20 protein-coding genes are annotated in these 19,310 nt (G+C 39.4%); 14 read left to right on the top strand and 6 right to left on the bottom strand.

Annotated features, from left to right (window positions below; translation table 11 throughout):
- The first annotated feature begins 5 nt into the window (after positions 1-5).
- Positions 6-494: a hypothetical protein gene (locus BM176_RS06715; protein WP_090100832.1), complete on the top strand. Its 489-nt coding sequence runs from the start codon at positions 6-8 to the stop codon at positions 492-494.
- A gap of 2 nt (positions 495-496) precedes the next feature.
- Here BM176_RS06715 and BM176_RS06710 read toward each other — a convergent pair whose 3' ends face one another.
- From BM176_RS06710 to BM176_RS06690, 5 genes are all read right to left on the bottom strand, one after another.
- Positions 497-4,699 (bottom strand): AAA domain-containing protein, encoded by a 4,203-nt coding sequence (locus BM176_RS06710; protein WP_143097740.1) that lies wholly within the window; start codon positions 4,697-4,699, stop codon positions 497-499.
- Positions 4,700-4,801: 102 nt separating this feature from the next.
- Positions 4,802-5,425 (bottom strand): hypothetical protein, encoded by a 624-nt coding sequence (locus tag BM176_RS06705; RefSeq protein WP_143097739.1) that lies wholly within the window; start codon positions 5,423-5,425, stop codon positions 4,802-4,804.
- Positions 5,391-5,852: a hypothetical protein gene (locus tag BM176_RS06700; protein ID WP_090100827.1), complete on the bottom strand. Its 462-nt coding sequence runs from the start codon at positions 5,850-5,852 to the stop codon at positions 5,391-5,393. The genes BM176_RS06705 and BM176_RS06700 overlap by 35 nt, the downstream gene beginning before the upstream one ends.
- Positions 5,849-6,550 carry a TIGR04255 family protein gene (locus BM176_RS06695; protein WP_090100825.1) on the bottom strand — a complete coding sequence of 234 codons (702 nt, stop codon included), beginning with the start codon at positions 6,548-6,550 and terminating at the stop codon, positions 5,849-5,851. Before BM176_RS06695 ends, BM176_RS06700 begins: the two co-directional genes overlap by 4 nt.
- Before the next feature lie 248 nt (positions 6,551-6,798).
- Positions 6,799-7,656 carry a polysaccharide lyase gene (locus tag BM176_RS06690; protein ID WP_143097738.1) on the bottom strand — a complete coding sequence of 286 codons (858 nt, stop codon included), beginning with the start codon at positions 7,654-7,656 and terminating at the stop codon, positions 6,799-6,801.
- Positions 7,657-7,925: 269 nt separating this feature from the next.
- Here BM176_RS06690 and BM176_RS06685 point away from each other — a divergent pair, with 269 nt between their 5' ends.
- Genes BM176_RS06685 through BM176_RS06675 form a run of 3 tightly spaced genes read left to right on the top strand, consistent with a single transcriptional unit; the run spans position 7,926 to position 10,565 of the window.
- Positions 7,926-9,596, top strand: a complete 1,671-nt coding sequence (locus BM176_RS06685) for a GH39 family glycosyl hydrolase (protein ID WP_090101710.1) — start codon at positions 7,926-7,928, stop codon at positions 9,594-9,596.
- 2 nt (positions 9,597-9,598) lie between these two features.
- The gene (locus BM176_RS06680; RefSeq protein WP_090100821.1) at positions 9,599-9,880 is read left to right on the top strand and encodes a GNAT family N-acetyltransferase; all 282 of its coding nucleotides are present in this window, start codon (positions 9,599-9,601) and stop codon (positions 9,878-9,880) included.
- Between the two features lie 28 nt (positions 9,881-9,908).
- On the top strand, positions 9,909-10,565 hold the full coding sequence (locus BM176_RS06675; RefSeq protein WP_090100819.1) for a (4Fe-4S)-binding protein: 657 nt from the start codon (positions 9,909-9,911) through the stop codon (positions 10,563-10,565).
- Between the two features lie 29 nt (positions 10,566-10,594).
- Here BM176_RS06675 and BM176_RS06670 read toward each other — a convergent pair whose 3' ends face one another.
- Positions 10,595-10,990 (bottom strand): T9SS type A sorting domain-containing protein, encoded by a 396-nt coding sequence (locus tag BM176_RS06670; protein WP_177230316.1) that lies wholly within the window; start codon positions 10,988-10,990, stop codon positions 10,595-10,597.
- A gap of 124 nt (positions 10,991-11,114) precedes the next feature.
- On the opposite strand from BM176_RS06670, the gene BM176_RS06665 reads away from it, so the two are divergent.
- The 10 genes from BM176_RS06665 (at position 11,115) to BM176_RS06620 (ending at position 19,292) form a co-directional block, all read left to right on the top strand.
- Positions 11,115-11,327 carry a hypothetical protein gene (locus BM176_RS06665; RefSeq protein ID WP_143097737.1) on the top strand — a complete coding sequence of 71 codons (213 nt, stop codon included), beginning with the start codon at positions 11,115-11,117 and terminating at the stop codon, positions 11,325-11,327.
- A gap of 234 nt (positions 11,328-11,561) precedes the next feature.
- Complete coding sequence (locus tag BM176_RS06660) at positions 11,562-11,798, top strand: hypothetical protein (RefSeq protein ID WP_090100813.1); 237 nt, start codon at positions 11,562-11,564, stop codon at positions 11,796-11,798.
- Positions 11,799-12,058: 260 nt separating this feature from the next.
- On the top strand, positions 12,059-12,598 hold the full coding sequence (locus BM176_RS06655) for a Crp/Fnr family transcriptional regulator (RefSeq protein ID WP_090101708.1): 540 nt from the start codon (positions 12,059-12,061) through the stop codon (positions 12,596-12,598).
- A 76-nt stretch (positions 12,599-12,674) separates the two neighbouring features.
- Positions 12,675-13,265 (top strand): NAD(P)H-dependent oxidoreductase, encoded by a 591-nt coding sequence (locus BM176_RS06650; RefSeq protein ID WP_090100801.1) that lies wholly within the window; start codon positions 12,675-12,677, stop codon positions 13,263-13,265.
- A gap of 365 nt (positions 13,266-13,630) precedes the next feature.
- Entirely contained in the window at positions 13,631-14,989 is a 1,359-nt protein-coding gene (locus BM176_RS06645) for a porin (RefSeq protein WP_090100800.1), read from the top strand.
- 466 nt (positions 14,990-15,455) lie between these two features.
- Entirely contained in the window at positions 15,456-16,079 is a 624-nt protein-coding gene (locus BM176_RS06640; RefSeq protein WP_090100797.1) for a hypothetical protein, read from the top strand.
- A gap of 127 nt (positions 16,080-16,206) precedes the next feature.
- Positions 16,207-16,824: a hypothetical protein gene (locus BM176_RS06635; RefSeq protein WP_090100795.1), complete on the top strand. Its 618-nt coding sequence runs from the start codon at positions 16,207-16,209 to the stop codon at positions 16,822-16,824.
- A 37-nt stretch (positions 16,825-16,861) separates the two neighbouring features.
- Entirely contained in the window at positions 16,862-17,404 is a 543-nt protein-coding gene (locus BM176_RS06630; protein WP_090100793.1) for a hypothetical protein, read from the top strand.
- A gap of 31 nt (positions 17,405-17,435) precedes the next feature.
- Positions 17,436-18,548, top strand: a complete 1,113-nt coding sequence (locus tag BM176_RS06625) for a hypothetical protein (RefSeq protein WP_090100791.1) — start codon at positions 17,436-17,438, stop codon at positions 18,546-18,548.
- Between the two features lie 18 nt (positions 18,549-18,566).
- Positions 18,567-19,292: a hypothetical protein gene (locus tag BM176_RS06620; RefSeq protein WP_090100790.1), complete on the top strand. Its 726-nt coding sequence runs from the start codon at positions 18,567-18,569 to the stop codon at positions 19,290-19,292.
- The last annotated feature ends 18 nt before the right edge of the window (positions 19,293-19,310 follow it).

The raw sequence follows: 19,310 nt of genomic DNA, 5'->3' as shown, positions 1-19,310 counted from the left end.
ATGCTATGAAATTCAAATTACCTTTTGAATACTATACACTTCTCAGTCCTTTATCTCCCACAGAGATTAAAGAAAGGCTGAAAGGACAAACTTCAGGATCTTTTGTGATTGATGCCAGGAATACAAAGGCATATTCAGGCCACATTGTTAACAATGCATTCCTTATTAGCAGGATTAACAACATAAGGGGATATAAGAAAAAATCTATGATGGCTATCAAAGGTAGAATCACGGATATTGGAGCTGGTAGTACTATCTCAATAACAATGACCTTAAGCCCTTTTACTTATATAGTAATTGGTTTTATCTTATTGATGCTTATAATGGTTACTACAAGAAATGGAGGTCTCTCTTTCGATAAACCAGTTACCCTGTTTGGAGTAGTAATGCTGCCGGTTGTATTTATTGTTTTATGCATTACTTTTCAGAATGATGTGCAAAAGGAGAAACCTATCCTGAGTAAACTCTTTGAAGGAACAGAAACTGATCTCTGATTTTAATCATTCAATCTGGGAGTAAGTCTTCTGAAAATATGATACATCCTGTCTTTTCTGTCTGTTGCGGATACGATATATCTGTTCAACGGATATTTATCCAACAGTCTGTTTATACTTATTGCTAAATGTTCTACATCATCCTTACCCAGGTTTGCAAACTGATGAGAAAAGTGAAGGATGACTGTATTCGGTAACAGGAATGTGCTGGACCAGTAATCAGCATCTATCTCTTCCAACGAACGTTTTAAAAGGAATGTGGTGTCTTTGTCAAATAATCCGCTGGTAGCAAACTCCCTTGCTTTAGACAGCATTGAATCAGCAATATCAATACCTATATAGTGAAAGTGAAATCGCGCTGTAGAAGAGAAACTACAGTTAAATGCCAGTCCAGAAGTTAAAGGGCCGCATCCCAGATCAATAAACGTAACCCTGTTATTCGTGTTTGCAAATGCAGTCCTGAAATAATCAGCAGATGAATTAAACATTTCCAGCACACTGGAATATTGCTGGCGCATATTGTAATAACAATACAGATCTACTTTCTCCTGTGTACTGTATGCAAGTGTTGGCTGGTCAAAGTTTGTTCTGCCATATTCTATTACGCACAACTTATTGTAATCATGATCATTGCCATAAATCAGCGCCGGTGGTTTGGTATCCGGGTGATGTTTAATGGGATCAATTACCAGTTTGTTAAATATGGGTGCGAATAGTTGATCAGATTGTGGAGCAACAGTCTCTTTGGCGACTGTAAAATTCCCTGACAGGAATTGATAAGGACGTACTGGCAGATATCCATCTTTTGAACGGATAAATTCTATAAGACGGAAATAGGTAAGGTTGTTAGAAAGGATAGCAGGATTACCAGTAATGAAGAGCTGTTTCTTTGCTCTCGTAATAGCAACGTTGAGCTTCCTGTCTACCACCATACCGTTTTCCTCCATATTATTCGAGAGCAGATCTATCTGGTAAAACTGGTTCACACTGAAAGAGTAGATAATAATATCCCGCTGTGATCCCTGGAAACGTTCTACTGTATCAATAGTTAACTGATTTAGTACTGGGATATCGAGTTTGGCTATTTCCCGCCTGATTAATGCTATCTGACTTCTGTAAGGTGTAATGATGCCAACACTCTCTTCCGGAATAAAGGACAAGCCGTTTAAGGCATATAATTCATAAATATTTTTAAGCAGCATGGCAGTGATGCCGGCTTCGTAAGTGTTTGTTTTATTCGTCTTTTCGGATTCATTTCTTTCAGATGGAATGAATGCGAGCCGTTTTGTTGCGATCAATTTCTGTACAGCATTGCCTGATGAATAAGTGTGAAATTCAAGAGGGGTGGTTTGATGCAGACAGGGAACAGCTTTTAGTTCTCCGTTGTAGAACGCATAATTGGGGAACAACGCAATCTCAGGGTGCATGCGTCCTTGTTTATGTAGCATTCCCCAGAAAGGAGATGTTTTATCTTCCTTATGAAGATTATATAATCTTTCAAAGAGAGAGTTCCTGCTATCTTGTAAACCCATTGCATGTAATTGCGGGTCATTCACCTGCGAAGCTATGGGCTTCTGTAATACCACTGCCGGCAGCTGTTTATGATCTCCTATAAGGATGAATTTATCGATTGCATTATTGCCATTCCCGTGCTTGGCAGACAGGACTCCTAAGAGATGTGGTTCCAGTATCTGTGAGGCTTCATCAATTATTGCTACCTGGAAATGTCTGATCCTGAACAGATCCATTTTGGCAGAAATAGAGGCTACCGTTCCCACAAAGATCTTGAATTGCTGCACGCGCAATTTTACAAGTTCTCTGGAATCACAATCGGCTATCACATTATGAAGCAGTCTGCCTCTGTGTTTGGTATGGCAGGAAAGAGTAGAGCCTATCCGGATATAATCAGGCCGATCTTCTATACTATCAAGTGAATCACAGATCTCATCTACTGCCCTGTTGGTATAGGAAAGCAGAAGAATCGCACCTCCCGGCATTTGGTAAAATTCTTTTACCATCTCTTTTAGGGCAATAGAAGTTTTCCCCGTTCCCGGCGGACCAACAAGCAGAAAATAATCCCTGGCATGTTTTGCTTTTCTAACAATCTCATCTACTTCTGCCGAATGATTTGTTGACACTGCAGGAGCATTGCCCGCAAATAACTGTGGCTTCCGTTGATTTAACAGCAATGCTTTACGTTCAGGGTTTGCCTGCAAAAAGGAATACAATCCTCTGTACATGGCACTGTAGGTAGCATCCATGAAATCATGTTCTACCGCATAGCTGCTGTCTGCCGGTAAAACAGATTGGTTGCGTTGCCGCTGACGCAGCTGAATTGTAATTTCATCATGCATCAATGATTCGATAGATCCTTTGAAGATCTGTTTGTTGGTCACATTATCTTCATCACTATTCCGTTGATAAAGAATCACAATATCCCCCTGTCTGAAGTTAGGTAAAAAGTTATCTTCATAAGCAGGGATCTTCAATGTAACAGTAGAAGGGATCTTTTCTGTATTGTTTTCACTGATGCTCAGGTTTGTCAGAATTTCTCCTGATTCCATCTTTTCTTCCAAAGTAGAAAGCCAGAGGGAGGAAATACCTTTACTGCCTTCATAGTCAGCTCCGCCTGTTTTTGAGATATAATGTTCTCTTGCCACAAAGGCGTAGAAGCTGTGAAAATAGGCAGCTTCTAATGCAGATGAATTATTGAAGAATGATTTAAAATGATTGATTTGCGGAACAATAAACCTGTTCAGGAAATTTTGATTCAGCTGGGGATCAGTGATCAGCGTTTCCGGAGAAATGGCGGCTATCTGATCTTTAGTAGCTTCACCGGTGGTATCGGCAGCAATGTTTCTTTCACCTGCCACTATCAGGTTACGGATGTTAAGGATCTCCCTGATCACGGCCATGAAAGGTTCGGACAGGCGGAGGTTAGCTTGTTCGTCACCATACTTTGAATAGAAAATAAAGGTGTCCAGGTTTTTAAATGAAACGCCTAATATTTTTTGAATAATGATCTGGTAGATGAATGCCTGGGCTTTATGATTCTTACCAATTAATTCAAAGTTAGTATCAGGTGAAGGAGCCTTTCCGGATTTCAATTCTATTACCACCTGCTTTTTGCTGTTCGTATTTAACTGCAGGTAATCCAGCCGGCCCTGCACGCCCAGGTGTTCACACATGAAAGCAGGTTCCAGAATGCCGTATTCCCGGTCGATTCCTTTTTTAGGAAAGTCGTTCACCACCCGCTGGATGTTATTGAATTGTGACATTGTACTTTCAAAGAATTCATATTCATGTTCTTTGCTGTTAAGATCTGTACAGGTGGCAAATTCGAGCGGTGTAGATTTAAATGCCTTCATCATGGCGGTTTTATAAATCACCGGTTCATGAGGTTTTTCATTTACGAATTCATCCAGGAAAATATTGGCAGCATTACCTAGCAGGATATGCGTGGTGTTTTTAGTGCCTTCAAATCTGCTTTGAATATAGTTAAGCGGATGACTACCATATTCTTTAAGGCATTCTGCAAGGGCGCTGATATCAATTAAATAATCCGGTTCCAGGATGATGAGTTCCGGGAATAGGATATCATTTTTGTCAATGGTAACATCTATTAAATTCAGCTGACAGTCGGGCCACAATTCAGGAATGGTAGTATTAAACTCTTCATTGAGTTTTTTAATACCATATTTTATTTTGATGGGCTCTTCTGTGGGTATTTTTTCTGCAAAGGCATAAATATAGTCCTCATCAAAATCTACAACTTCTACCCTCAGCCTTGCATGTTTGGCTCCCTTTATTTTTTGTGTTGGTTTGTAAAGGTCTATTTCCGGTAATATAGTGGCAATATATGCAGGTATGGGAACTGCATAGAAATGGCTTATTGCATGACACAGCGCCTTGAGATCCTGCAGGTAATCCTCTTCAGAAGGATCAAAACCGGCAAACAGCACATTATTGGCATTTACCCGGAAGGTATTTACCTGGTATGTTCTGCGTGGAGGGAGTTTTGTTTTCTTACAAACGAAATTGAGCCTGGAGAATAAGTTGGAGAACTGAATGGTATCCCCGGTGGTCATATCCTTACAAACCCGTTCAAGTAATGAACGGAGTTTAGGATATTTTGCTTTTATATTGCCAGACTGATGATGTAATTCACTTAACTGATCAAAGAATTCAACTCCCGTAACATTCATACTGTTTTGGTCTATGCGGTACCTCTGTTTGCGTGTATATTCTTCGCCATAATCCACTTTGCCAGCTTCCTGTTTGTAGTAATGAACAGGAAGTTATCCTTGTCATGTTTTTTCAAGAGGTGTCTCTTCCTGGTGAACTTGTCGTCTCCTTACCATAGACGCTAGTTCTTCTTTCAACTGTGTCTTAATTACATTTAATTTTCCAATTGTCTTGCTAAAGTTATCCATCGTAATTTTTTCTCCATTTAACCAAACACGGAAAATGGAATGAGGATACATACATAATTCTGGATCATGCAACAATTCTATTTCACCTGTATATACTTCTCCATTTTTTTCTTGTGTAAATGTTTTCTTATATCTATTATTTGGAGTTAAACTTTTAATTTCTAAAGTGCACACCTCCTTATCCTCATATTTCTCAAAAGGTTCGTCATGCTTTATACTATACAATACATCATCGGGATTACATAAGATATCAATAGAAAGTCCGGCTCTGTTATGAGATAATTCAGCGATGGAAATATTTTTATACGGATTGTCAGCAAACTCCGGTTTGCAGCGCATGTATAGGCATTCTCCAACTTCAAACTCTTCTATTAATGGTCTGCTATTTCTATGCAATCTCTCTGGAATGTATTGAATACCACATTCAGGAACTTTTTCATCATTTTGGGAAAACAACATGTTATTAATGCGAGAAAAAATTATATGTAAGCGTTTCAAAATCACCTTCTGGATAAATGAAGTAAAGTTGTCTCTGCTCTTCACTATTATTGGGAATAAATGAAAAAGCCGCACATTCATCCGGATTAATAATAATATTGATTAATCCGTTTTCAGTCTCTCTAAATAATAGCAGTTCGTTATCGTCATTAAAATAATGCTCAAACGATCTTAATCGTTTAGGGTCAATAGTTTTATGGACGTTTTGAAATTCATCAAAGATGTTTGCCAACATATTTTTTTGAAAGCCAGTCAAGCCATCATATTTTATCAGAATATAATTCAGTAAGCCACTAACATCATCAATGATAGGACTGCTAAAAGACTTGCTATCACCACCCTGCAAAACCTTTTCATAAGCAGAACCAAATTCTTTTGATTGGCTTAGCTCAGCTTTAAGTTTTATGTGATTGATTAGGTTGCTCATTGATTATATTTTTTTATGGTGGCTTCCGTGATACTTTTAAAAAAGATTTCATTTTTTGCCATTCTCATATCATTGAACACACTAAATATTATATCAATATTTTGTTCTTTAGTAATCTTTTTATCCAGGCTAATGTCCAATATAATTCCATTTCCTTTAACAACATCACCATCAGCAGTAATTACATTAGCCACAATACCTGAGGTTGTATTGTAATTTAAATTTAGTTGATAAAAACTACTAGTAATATTACTACCGAAAGGATGAGTTGTATATATATTTAATACATCACTATTTTTCTCATTGGGAGCCCTTTCTAAAAAGTTTAAATAACGAACTGATAAATTATTTATAGTCAAGGAGCCAGTAATATTAACTAAAAGCGACCAATACTCATATAGTTCCTTTAACAATATCTCAAATCTCTCATAACCATTAACTTTATGAAAAGCAAAAGAACCTCTTTGGGCCTGTATAATTCTTGACGCAGGGCACTTTAGTACATAACCATCAATTTTATTCCTTTGTTTGGCTTCACTTTCCATTTCTGGCCCTTTGTCAACTATAGAAAACTTGTTTGAAATTTGAGGTAACGCTTTAAATTCATCCAACTTTATAATAGACACACTTTCATTAAACGAAATTGTGAAGATAATTTCCTCTATTGGAGTCTTTTTTAGTTTAATAAAAGCAGTCATTGTTTTTAATAAAATGGACTTGTATAATCAAATATAACGTTACAAATCAAAATTTGGATGCAAAGGTAAAGATATAGTACTGTAATTATAGAATAATTTATTGAAAAATGCTAATAGTCAATATATTATGGATAAATTGAAGAGACTGTTCTATGACATACATTATATTAAAAAAACAGCGGCGTCCGTGAGGGCGCCGCTGTGAAAAAAAGAACGCTTCAATTACCTGAAACGCGTTCCTTCTGAAATTAGTTAATCTTATGCACGCTTAAGTTATCATAATAGATATACCCAACGGTAGATGATTCCCAGTAATCCTGACTACCTCCGCGGAAGGTGTGGAATGTAAGCCCTTTGATCAACCGCTGACTGTCGTTTGTAGTCCATCTGATATCTCTGTCAAGTACAACGGTTCCGTCAATCACTAACTGCACATGGCCGTCTGTATTACTTCCGGTGTTACTTTTCACATAGAGGTGTACGTGATACCATTGACTTTTATTCAGGCTTCCTGTAGAAGGATAGGACTTACCAAATGTTTCTCCGTATTCGCCGGATTGATCCTTGAAGTAAAGATAGGGCTGGAAGAATACACGGCCGGCATCTGTCTGATACCACATGATTCTGGCACTACCGCCATTTCCATCCCATCCTGGATCTCCACCGGTATTTCCTTCACCGATAGAAAATCCGAATCCCAGCTTACCGCCTCTGCTCCAGTCAAACTGACTGTGAAATCTTACATCATAATCCACTTCATAAGCAGATGCATCTGTGATGTTGATATTGGCAACAACGCCGCCAGCTGCTGATAATGCATTGGGTTGTAAAGCAATTCTGCAGCTACCATTGGAGATGAAGGTGCGTGCGTCATTCCATCCGGTAACATTTCCGAAGCTGCTTACCGCCTGGTCAGTGGTGTAAACAGTTCCGTGAGTGAAATTGTCCCAGTTTACAGCCCAGGTGTTGTTGATAACGCTGCCTACAGCAGTTGCCTGATCCAGTTTAAGTTGTGGTTGGGTTGCTTCTTTACTGCAGGCTGCCAGTAATACCATTGCCGATAGTGCAATAGTTTTTGTTGTGGTTGCAAAATTTGTTGCGTTCATGTTATATGGTTTTTAAGGGTAGACCAGGTTTAGGCTTTTCTCACTGAACGTATCTGTGTTGTGACAGGTAAAATCCAAATGGAATCGAATCGTAAGGAGTCGTGCGAATATCAATTAAGTACTATAAGTAGTAGTTGAAAAAATGTTGCCGGAAGCATAATCTGTATCCCGGAAACAGATCCCCTTAAAAACCAATCAATTAATCAGATTGAATCCTCATGTTATGGTTTGAGATATTTTTTGGCTCAAAAAACTTATTTTTATTAACCATGATGAAAAACTTAATTAATAGCTGCCTCTTCCTTGTTGCCCTGGGGATTGTAAAATACGGGCACTGCCAACAGGCTTCCATCAGCATAGACCTTACAAAGGAAACAGGTGCTATGCATCCTCTTTGGGCCTGGTTTGGATATGATGAGCCCAATTACACCTATATGAAAGATGGCAGAAAACTGTTGTCTGAAATAGCAGCACTTAGTCCGGTGCCGGTGTATGTTCGTGCACATAATTTGCTGACCAGCGGAGACGGTGTAGCAGCCCTTAAATGGGGTTCTACAAATATGTACACAGAAGATGCTGCCGGGAATCCTGTTTATAACTGGAAGATTGTAGATAGCATTTTTGATACCTATATTAAAAGGGGGATGAAACCACTTGCCCAGATCGGCTTTATGCCGGAGGCCTTATCCACTCATCCGCAGCCATATAAACATGACTGGAAACCGGGCGTTCCTTACAGCAGGATTATTACCGGATGGGCTTATCCACCAAAAGATTACAATAAGTGGGACACGCTGGTATGCGAATGGGTAAAACATTGCGTAGAAAGATATGGAAAGAAAGAAGTGGAAAGCTGGTATTGGGAAGTATGGAATGAACCGGATGGATATTATTGGAAGGGTAGCCAGCAGGAGTTTTTCAAACTCTACGATTATGCAGCAGACGGATTAAAGCGGGCATTGCCAACCGCAAGGATAGGAGGATGTAATAGTACGGGAGGAGCTATGAAGTTCCTCGATGCGTTCTTAAAGCACTGCTTATATGAAACAAATTATGCCACAGGTAAAAAAGGAAGCCCGTTGGACGCGGTGTTGTTTCACGCTAAAGGATCGCCGGTTATAGTGAATGGTACTGTGGTAATGAATGTGCGAAACCAGTTAAGGAACATTGATGATAATTTAAAGGTGATCAGTGCTTATTCTGAGTTAAAGGGATTGCCTGTTATCATCGGAGAATCTGATCCGGAGGGGTGTGCTGCCTGTGGCATGAGTACGAATCCTGAAAATGCTTATAGAAATGGTACAATGTACTCAAGTTATACCGCTGCTTCTTTTGCGCGTAAGTATGAGCTGGCAGATAAATATAAAACGGATCTTACAGGGGCTGTCAGCTGGTCATTTGAATTTGAAGATCAACCTATCTTTGCAGGTTTCCGTGATCTTGCCACAAATGGAGTGGATAAGCCTGTGCTGAATGTCTTTCGTATGTTTGGTATGATGCAGGGAAAACGGGTAGCCGTAACAGGGAGTGATATGTATGGCTTACAAACGATCCTTGATAGTAGTGTAAGAAAGAATGCAGATCTTGGTGCGCTGGCTTCGAAAGGAGATAAATCAGCAGCAGTTATGATCTGGAACTATCATGATGCGGATACAGCAGGAAGTACAAGGCCGGTGCGGGTAACAGTTAAAGGACTACCATCAGGAACAGTGAAACTCACACATTACAGAATTGATGATCAGCACAGTAATTCGTATACAGCCTGGAAACAAATGGGCTCACCATTGCATCCTTCAAAAGAGCAGTTTCTTGCCCTGGAAAAGTCCGGACAATTACAGTTATTAGGTAAACCAGAAAATATCAAACCTGTTAACGGAACTTATGTGGCTAATATCACGTTGCCAAAACAGGGAGTATCGTTCATTAAATTAGATTGGTAAAGATGCTTATCCAGCAGAAAGAAACAGAAGGTAAAGGAATGTTTTATGTATCCATAGATGGTAAAGTACTGGCCGAAATGAGTTACACTATGCCAGCGCCAGATAAAATGATCATAGATCATACGGACGTAGATGCGTCTCTCAGTGGTAAGGGTGTAGGTATACAATTGCTGCATGCATTGGTAGATTATGCAAGAACAGAGAATATCAAAATCATTCCGCTCTGTCCCTTTGCGAAAGCAATCTTTAATAAAAGGCCGGAACTCAGAGATGTGCTGCTCTGAAAAATAGTACCTTCCTAAAAATCATATTATGCAATATGCGCTGGACAAACCCGTACATGCCAGTATTGGACGGGAAAAATATCAATGCTCCATTTCATGGCGCAATGGGAAGTTTATAGCAGATGAACCTGTTAAGACTGGTGGTCAGGACCTCGGCCCCGATCCGTACACATTACTCTTATCTTCTCTTGCATCATGTACGCTGATTACATTGCGCATGTATATAGACCGTAAAGGATGGGCCATTGATAATATTGAGGTGAATGCAAACATGTATCAGACCACAGAAGGAGATAAATTAATTACTACCCTCGATCGTGATATTAAATTCCTGAGTGAGATAACAGAAGAGCAGCGGCAGCGACTGACACAGATTGCAGCCGCCTGTCCTATCTCTAAGATACTTGAAAACCAGATTTCTGTCAGAACATTTACTTTCAGTGATGCTGATACAGAAAAGAAAAGAAGTTATACAAATGGAGAAGTAACAATAGTATGGAAGCCGGAGCTCTGTAAACATTCCGCACGTTGCGGAAACGGTTTACCAGAAGTCTTTGATATAAAGGCCAAACCCTGGATAAATGCACAGGGAGCATCTACTGAGAAAATTATAGAGCAAGTGAGTAAGTGTCCTACAGGTGCATTGACGACTTTTAAGAATGAATCTAGCAGCGGTACTAAATAAACAGATATCAGAAGATCTCGGGAAATGCCTTATTGTTTCATCAGTTTGAATGTTTTACTGAATGTAGAACTATTGATACTCACAAAATAAACTCCCGATCTCCAGGAGGAAGTATTGATCGTATTTTGTGTACCGATGTTGCCCACTATTAAATTCAGGATGGTTCTGCCTCCCATATCTGTTACCTGAAGCAGGTGTTTCTGGATGCCTGCCGGAAAAGTATATGTTACTTTATCTACGGCCGGGTTTGGATAGATACGGACTACCACCTGTTCTGCCTGCTTTACAGCTACATTTTTTGTTGCAACTGAAGATTCAATGGCTGCCGGTGTTTCCGATGTATCAGCCACTGACTGCCCAAACACTGCGGCAGGGAGCATACACAGGGATATATATACGATCGCCTGGAATAACCGTTGTTTCATAAAGAATATGGTTTTTGTGCTACTACACATGAACGATTAATGTTATAGATTTGTTGTAATGGTAACCGGAATAATTACCTCTGATGCCACTTTTATATTAAATTTACGCCGCAACTGTAACAATATGAGTACACGGAATTACCGGGTAATGAAGAAATTAAATGAAGACGGCGAATATGAATTTGGCGTTTATGAAGTTTATTATGATAGTCATGGCAAGATTGTAGGATGGACCGAAACAGCTGTTTCTCCGCTTAGTTCTTCCGAAGAAAGCCTTTTGCATGAATTGGAAATTATGAAACAAGCCTTTAAAGAGGAAACGTTACTCCACGAATAGTAGGGGGCCTTCTTGCATTTTTTATTTCATCAGAATAACCTTCTCTCACAAAACTGATATTCCCACTCTTATCTGTTAATATTTAAGCTGGATAGATTCCAGGTAGGGATTTGCATCATACTTCCAGGAAGAATTACATGTCAGATATCGGCGGACTGTGATGCTGAAATCTCATTTTCCACACAAAAACTAAGTTTCCCTTTTTTATAACTAAATAATTAGTTTCAAGGCTAAGTGAGCCTGGCACTGGGTAAGTACAAACCGGCTATTGCCAATCTGGATACCGCTTACTACCTCTTTCACCAGCCCCTGAGGCAATATAGTATAGGCCGCATTTACGATGCACATCTAAAAAATGAAACGGCAGCCACCCGTTATTATCGTAAATATTTGCAGTTATACAAATCGGATGCTTCCGAAGAGGAGAAGGAGATCTTCAAATATTTAAAATCCCGCGTAAAAAACAATTAATGTTAAATATAGATCAAGTATAATAGCTTCTTTATCATCTCTTCTATATTTTACATGGCACTAGCAAAGTACTCTAAATCAGCCATAGTAGTGCTTTAGAAGGTATATAACTCTTATATAAGCCTTATCCTAGTCTTATTTTAGCCTTATATAAGCCTTATCTATTAAGATAAGGCTTATATAAGTATCATATTAGTTTTAATTGATAATTTAATACTGGATTTTGCAATGATAACAGACTATCTCCTATTTTTATGGATATGAACAGCCATTCAGAAATAAGCAGCCGGTGGGAGAAGTACAGCCATCTTTTTAACCATATAACTGTACCTGATAAAACAGTACTGCTGATGGAAGGAGATGTTTCAAAAAAGGCTTATTTTATTGAGAAGGGGTGTATCCGGCTTTGGTATAATAATAACGGGAAAGACATCACTTTTCAGTTTTTCTTTGAAAATGAAGGAGTCTCCTCATTTGAAAGCTTCAATACCGGACAACCCAGTCTATTTACAATGGAGGCTATAGAGCCCTGTGTTTTGCAATGGATCCACAAAGATGATTTTGATGCTGTTTTGCGCGAAGAACCTCTGATAAAGGAAGATTTCTATAAAGTAATTGCCGAGCGGCAAATGAAGTATATGCACCACTTTCTTTCTTTTCTGAAAGACACACCTAAACAGCGTTATGCTAACCTGCTCAAAGAAAAGCCTCATATCATAAAAAGAGTACCATTGCAATATATTGCTTCTTACCTGGGTATCACTCCCGTTTCATTAAGCCGGATAAGAAAAATTATTTAAGCATACATTTCTTTACAATTGTTAATTGACAGCTCTTTCAAAGGGTAGACTTTTGTGCTTCAATCAACAATGACAAATGAGAATAGTAATTGTTTTTAATCATCCCTATGACGGTAGTTATTGCAATGCCATCTTACAATCTGTAATAGCCGGTGCAGAGAAAGCCAAACATGAAATAGATCTGATCCACCTGGATCAGGATGGTTTTAATCCCGTGATGACAGCCAGCGATTTGAAAGCCTTCAGAGACAGAATTCCTGTTGATTCGCAAGTGATAGAATATAAGAAACGGTTAGACAATGCAGATCGCCTTGTTTTTATTTTCCCAATCTGGTGGGAGCTAATGCCCGCTATGACAAAAGGTTTTATTGATAAAGTGATCTTCCCCGGAGTTGCTTATGATCATTCGGAAAGTGGTTACAGTATGTTACCCTTATTTAAAAATATTAAAGGGGTTACTGTTATTACAACAATGAATACTCCCAGTCTGGTATATCGCTTTCTTTTCGGCAATGCTGTTAAGAAGGCTATTATGACAGGCACATTCTGGAAAACAGGTTATAAGAACAGGAAATGGATAAGTTTAAACGTGGTGAAATTTGCATCGGATAAAAAGCGAAAAAAATGGTTACTAGATATTGAAAAACGATTTGAAAAACTAAAATAATTCCTTGCTTATAGCTCCTTATTTTCTATTCTTTATTTCACTATAACAGTTATTTCTGAAGTGATTTCCCCCGAAGATAAATATAGTGCGGGGGCAGCATGAAGTTGCTCCCGCAAAAAAATCATCTGTCCTTTATGATTCATATCATTTTGAGAAATCACTTTCATTTTGATACAGATTTTTACCCCATGAAGCCCTGAAAAAAATCAGCAACTTTCCCTGTAATAGCCTGGCAGCTGCGTTCTCCTCAGATTAATATCGTAAACTTCAATATGGGCACTCCATTTGGCTTCATGTGTCTATCCTATTTTCATTTTAAGTGCTAGAGAAAGATTATCTGGTTAATTGTAAATAAAACTGATATAATGAAAAATTTATTACTCGCAAGCATCTTTTTAATTGGCATCACAGATTATGTGCAGGCACAAGATTCAACAGGTCCCAAAATACCATTCGATGGAATTGAAACAAACTGGCAGAACGGAAGTGACCGGAGAGATTCTTCCGTTTTTCATGGAAAATATTTTGTGCCCTCCGTTATGGTGGATTTGAACTACACACATTCGTTTAATAACCCTAATGATAATACAGTAGTAGGTTCAACTGCTCTGGCCCGCAATAATGAAATTCAATTGTCTCAGCTAAGTCTTGGTGGCGATTTTTATTATGGAAACGCAAGAGCAAGGGTAATGTTGCAGTTTGGAACAAGATCGATTGTAGTACCAAGAAATGACCTCAGTCCATACAGAGGGCAATATCAACTGGCTAACGTTTACCGTTACTTAAGTGAAGCATATGTAGGTTATCATTTTAACAAATGGTATGGAATTAATGTAGACGCCGGACTTTTTATGTCGTATATAGGACTTAATTCATACTACCAGGTAGAAAACTGGGAATATCAGGCATCTTTTACATCTGACAATACCCCTTGGTTTTTTAATGGTGTGCGTATTCAGATCTTTCCAACAAAGAATCTTAAGATCGAACCATGGATCATTAATGGATGGCAAAGTTATGGTAGGTTCAATAAAATGCCAGGCCTGGGAGCCAATATCACATGGAATCCAAGCAGCAATCTTAAACTCTTAACCAATGATTATTATGGTGCTGATGCTGCCGGACTCCCTGATAGAAAAAGATTTCATTCCGATAATAGCTTACTTGTAAGGTATTACAATAAACCTCAATCAAAAGGGATCAGCAAAATGGCCTTTTCGTTAACCGGTGATCTCGGCTTCGAAAAAGGTGGAGGAGTAAATGGTTTTAAAAATGATTCTTCTAAAGGGCCCTCTCAATATTTTTTAAGCTCCATGATATATAACCGCATCTGGTTTGCAAAAAACAAATTTGCATGGACAATTGGAGGTGGTATTATGACTAACCCCGGACGCTATCTGGTGTTGTATCCTACCGGGCAGGCAAGCCCTTTGCCGGATCCTAACAATCCTACACAAACCGAAGGAAAATATCCATTCAGTGCGAATCCGGGAGACCAGTTCAAAGGCTGGGACTGTTCTACTAATTTTGACTGGATGCCTAATCAAAGTTTTCTCCTTCGTTTAGAATATGTACACAGACACTCAAGCGTGCCTTATTTTGCAGGTGCCGGAGGTGTTACTTCACCTAATGGTTATACCACTACCCCTCTACCGGCAGATTGGAGACCAGACCTGGTGAAATCAGAAGACAGAATTATTCTTGCGCTGCTCTTTAGATTATAAAAGTGAATGAGTGTTGTTTATCATTAAACAATATGCAACAGGTTTAAGTGCCCCGTCTTGTTATTAGTACAAATACTTCCTCCTATGAATACCTAAAATGCTCCTCAGTAAAGGACAATAACAAAAGCCTTATAAATCAAAAATTATAAGGCTTTGTTATTTGTATTCTGCAATAGCCCCGTTTATCAGTAAGCCCTGTCTATAAAAGCACGGCTTATATGATCATCCAGGATTGAATAAGAAATAAGTTTCATCCAAAAGTAAAACCAGGTATTTCTACCTGGTTTTACTTTTGGGTGTTTTTGCGCGTATACAGGAGTTGCACATTTCTTTACTTTGAACTGTCAAACGAAGCTTCAATGATCGAAACAAAATGGCGGTTCCGAAAAGCCAGTAACAGAGTAGGGAAACAAAGTAACATCATTATCAGTAACAATTTTATTCACAGAAAAACAAAGTAAAAAAAATGGCAACTCCTCAGATTAACATCATCAACAACACTGTCGACAATGACAACTTAAACCTGGCTATCTATCAAAAGTTCTCTGCTACGCCAGACCTTACAGTAGCTGCATGGCGTACTGCTTCTCCAAGTATTGGTACTACTGCTTATGTACCTGTGCCGTCAAATTATGCAGTACATGTTATTTACAATCAGGATGGAATCAACTACAAAACCAAGTGCCTCCAGATCACTGATTACGAAGGAGCTTACCAGGTATCCAAAGAAGGAAGTGATATTACCTTAAGCGCTTCAACAACAGATTATCCTGATAACCAGGTACTGGTTGATGTAGCAAAGAAAGTGGCGCAGTCAGTAGATGTTTGTATCACACTCGGTGGGGATGTTGTTTATCCTCCACAAACCACTTCTCCGGGCGATTCACAGGATTTCAGCATCCTTCCTACCCTGTACCTTGCAAAAGTAAAACCTGAAGTAACTAAAGGCGGTATTCTTGTGGCAGAAGAACTGAGCTCTTCAGAAGTGGCTATACAACCCGGCCAGACAGCCACTATCACCGGCGACATTAATTCCGGCTACACCATCACTGTGCAAAATGGTTTATCCACTGCTCCATGTGGTAATTAATCACTAACAATCATCTTTAACCTGTCCGTCCGCGCGGAATGTTTCGTGATGCCTGCTCTGTAGTGCAGCAAAGCCACTCTCATGCAGTATTGCGATCAGCCGCCGGACGGATTTATGCCCCTGCAGAATGTCATACATATACGTTCTCAATCACTCAGATGATCCTAAAACAAGTATAGCACTTTACAAAAAATCTGATGAAGTCTCCGATATTAATGTGCATGCCTGGATGATGGCATATATTCCTATAGGGGCTGCGGCGAGGTTAAATATCAGACCGTCATATGGGATTTTCATATCCTATTATTCGCCGGGAGGAAATATCCTGTATGAGTCTGAAGTGATCCCTATTACAGATGGTGAAGGTGTTTTCAGAGTAGTAAGATCCGCACAGGAAATTAATCTGCTCCTTACCGATACATTCTCTTCGGGAAACGATGTATTGGTTGAAGTAGATAAAAAAGTTGAAAGACTGATCCACATCAATATTACCCGCAATAAACAGGTCTATTTCTCTTTTCCTTTATCGCCCGGCGGGTTACGACAATTCGTCTTACAGGACGACCTCTTTATAAGTAAGGTAAGGCCGGAAATAGAGGAAGGGAGTGTATTTACTGCCAGAGAAATGTTGCTCTCTCCCGATGTGATACAATCAGGAAAGACTGCAATATTGAGAGGTACAGCCAACCTGGGTTATGACTTTGTGATCAGGAATACGGCCTGGTCGGATTTTATCAACCTGTAAACCTATTATCGATTATTAAATCTCTCAAAAAAAGAAAATGGGAAAAATAATATTACATGAATGTGCTTATAACAGCGTTGACGGAAAAAGTACAGATACAAATGCACTGGCCTATTCAAAAGTTACAAGCTGCCTTACAGTTACCTGTATCTGCTCGGATGGAACCATTGGAGGTGGGCATGTTGTTATCACTCCGTTTAGCCTGTGGTATGTTTCTTCAAACTTGTTTAGTCTTATTGCCGGCAAAACGATAACAACGGTTTTCCTGATCGGTTCTTCCATATGGAATAATACCAACGAATTACAAGCCTTGTTTTACCAGGGAACAAATGAAAATTACTATCCGGATAGCAGGGGTGGTAACGTTACATTGGAAAGATATTATCTGGCAGATGTGATAGCAAACGGAGGCGGTGCCGTGGGGCTGGAGGCTGCCATATCTGCGATCCGGGGCAAACCTGTTCTTAACTTCTTTACTGGTCTTTATGGTGGAGAAATGAACATAGAATTCCAGGGTGGAAGAGATTCGGTAACATTAAATATAAATGGTGAAGAACAGGAAATTCCTTATGTCCGCTAACAAATATCCTACAATCATTCAACTGTAAAAAATGAAAATCAAAATACATGCAATTGCGTTTAACCATACACCGGGAGCAATAAACACCAGTGCATTGACCATACGTAAGAATTATTCTACACCTATTTCAGTTCCGGAATGGACACCCCAAACGGATGGACAGAATGCCAGGGCTGCCTATTCCATCCAGGACACTGCGGGTCAGACAATCACTATATACGCGCAGTTATCCTGCGATGTTCCTGGTACCACGGTCAGGATAAAAGCTATAGGCGGGGATGAGTTAGGGCAGGTGGCAGAACAGGTAGTGACCATTAACAACAATTATATCGCATTCTCTTTATCAGGAACAAACCTTGCATCTGCGGGCGTAAATATATTGTACACAGGGTGGCAATGGTCGTATAAGCAAGGAAATGGAGATTGGATATATATCGATACTACTAACTTTACGGTATATACCCTGCTTTCAAGACCCAGCGCTCCCTGGAGTAATAGTACCAATCCTAATGATACACAATTACCCTGGACAGATGTGCTGGACGTAACAAACCGTTGGGCCCAGGGTGCAACAACTCCAGATGAAGTACAGCGATTAATAACTGAAGAGGTGTATGATCTTGGAGAGCCAACACCTGCCGTTATTGCATATGACATTATTAACGGGGCTACTAATTATGCTTATCCTAATTTCAGATGCACGGAGTTCCTTCAAAGAATAAATGGACAGTATGGCCTTGGAATGTTGGTGAACTGCACTGATTGTGCAACTATTGTATCCTCTTTCAGCAATATCCTGGGATGCCAGTTATTGCAGTCAAGAATGGGTTTTGATTTTGCACTCAGAATAATACGCGCAATTGGCAGGCATGTCTGGGCAGTACCGTTTAACGGATATTTCAGTTACCATGAAGTTGCCTGGAAAGTACCCTGTGATAGTAATGCTAATCTTTACGATGCCTGCCTGCAGATAGATACTACCCTGCAGAATGCTCCCCCCAGTGGATATCTGCCTGTGAATATGCCATTTGGTACCTGCACAACGCTGGCGGATTATAAGTTGTATCTCACAACATCGCAACAGGATGGTTGCCCCAGATGTTTACCGATACCTACTACCGCACAATTAAGATCGATCAGCTAAACTCTAAATCAAAAAAAAATGAACAATCAATTTAATATTCATCACTGGGAAGCTCCGGATACTAAAGATGTGAAGACTTTTTTTCATAATTATTTTATGAATGGAAAAGAATTTACAGGATGGGAAATGCAGGAGACTTCCCCGGTTCATAATACTGGAAACTCATTTATAAAACAATATGTATGGGTCAACACAAATGCATCCGACGAAATTTTTAAAGTGGATGTGGTAGAATCATTTTCTTATGAGGAAGCCAAAAATCAGTTCCAGCATCTATTACAGCAAAATATGCGTCCGCTGAGCGAGTTCAGAAAAGTACCATCTATATTAGGCAGTAATGCCTATGTGAATGATATTGAAGAGATGTACTATGGCCTGTTCCTGGTTGCTAATATGGTGATAAGGGTACATAGTGTCGGTAACACTGCTATTGCCTGTAATGACTTTATAAAGGAACTGTATCGGATTTTAAATCACAGATATGAGGAACATGCAGCGGTAGATTCCCCCTCAGAAAGCTTCTTTTCAAAGCACGGTCATGAGATTTCTGTAGGAGAAAGTACGGGGCTAAATATTCAGATCCCGGTATGGTATAAACTGTTGCTGGATGGTCCTGGCATGTTACGCTTTCATAACGGACAACTGGAATACTTTTCTGATGAACCGGGAATAGCACATATAGATCTGTATACAATCAAAGAAAATGCAGTTGAGAAAAACACACTCACACTTATCGTAAAATAAACCTTAAAATTCAAGCCG

This window comes from Chitinophaga sp. CF118 (assembly GCF_900112615.1).
In the GTDB taxonomy this organism is placed as follows: Bacteria; Bacteroidota; Bacteroidia; order Chitinophagales; family Chitinophagaceae; genus Chitinophaga.
The sequence above is the reverse complement of the archived record's forward strand: the minus strand, read 5'-3'. Positions and strand labels throughout refer to the sequence as shown.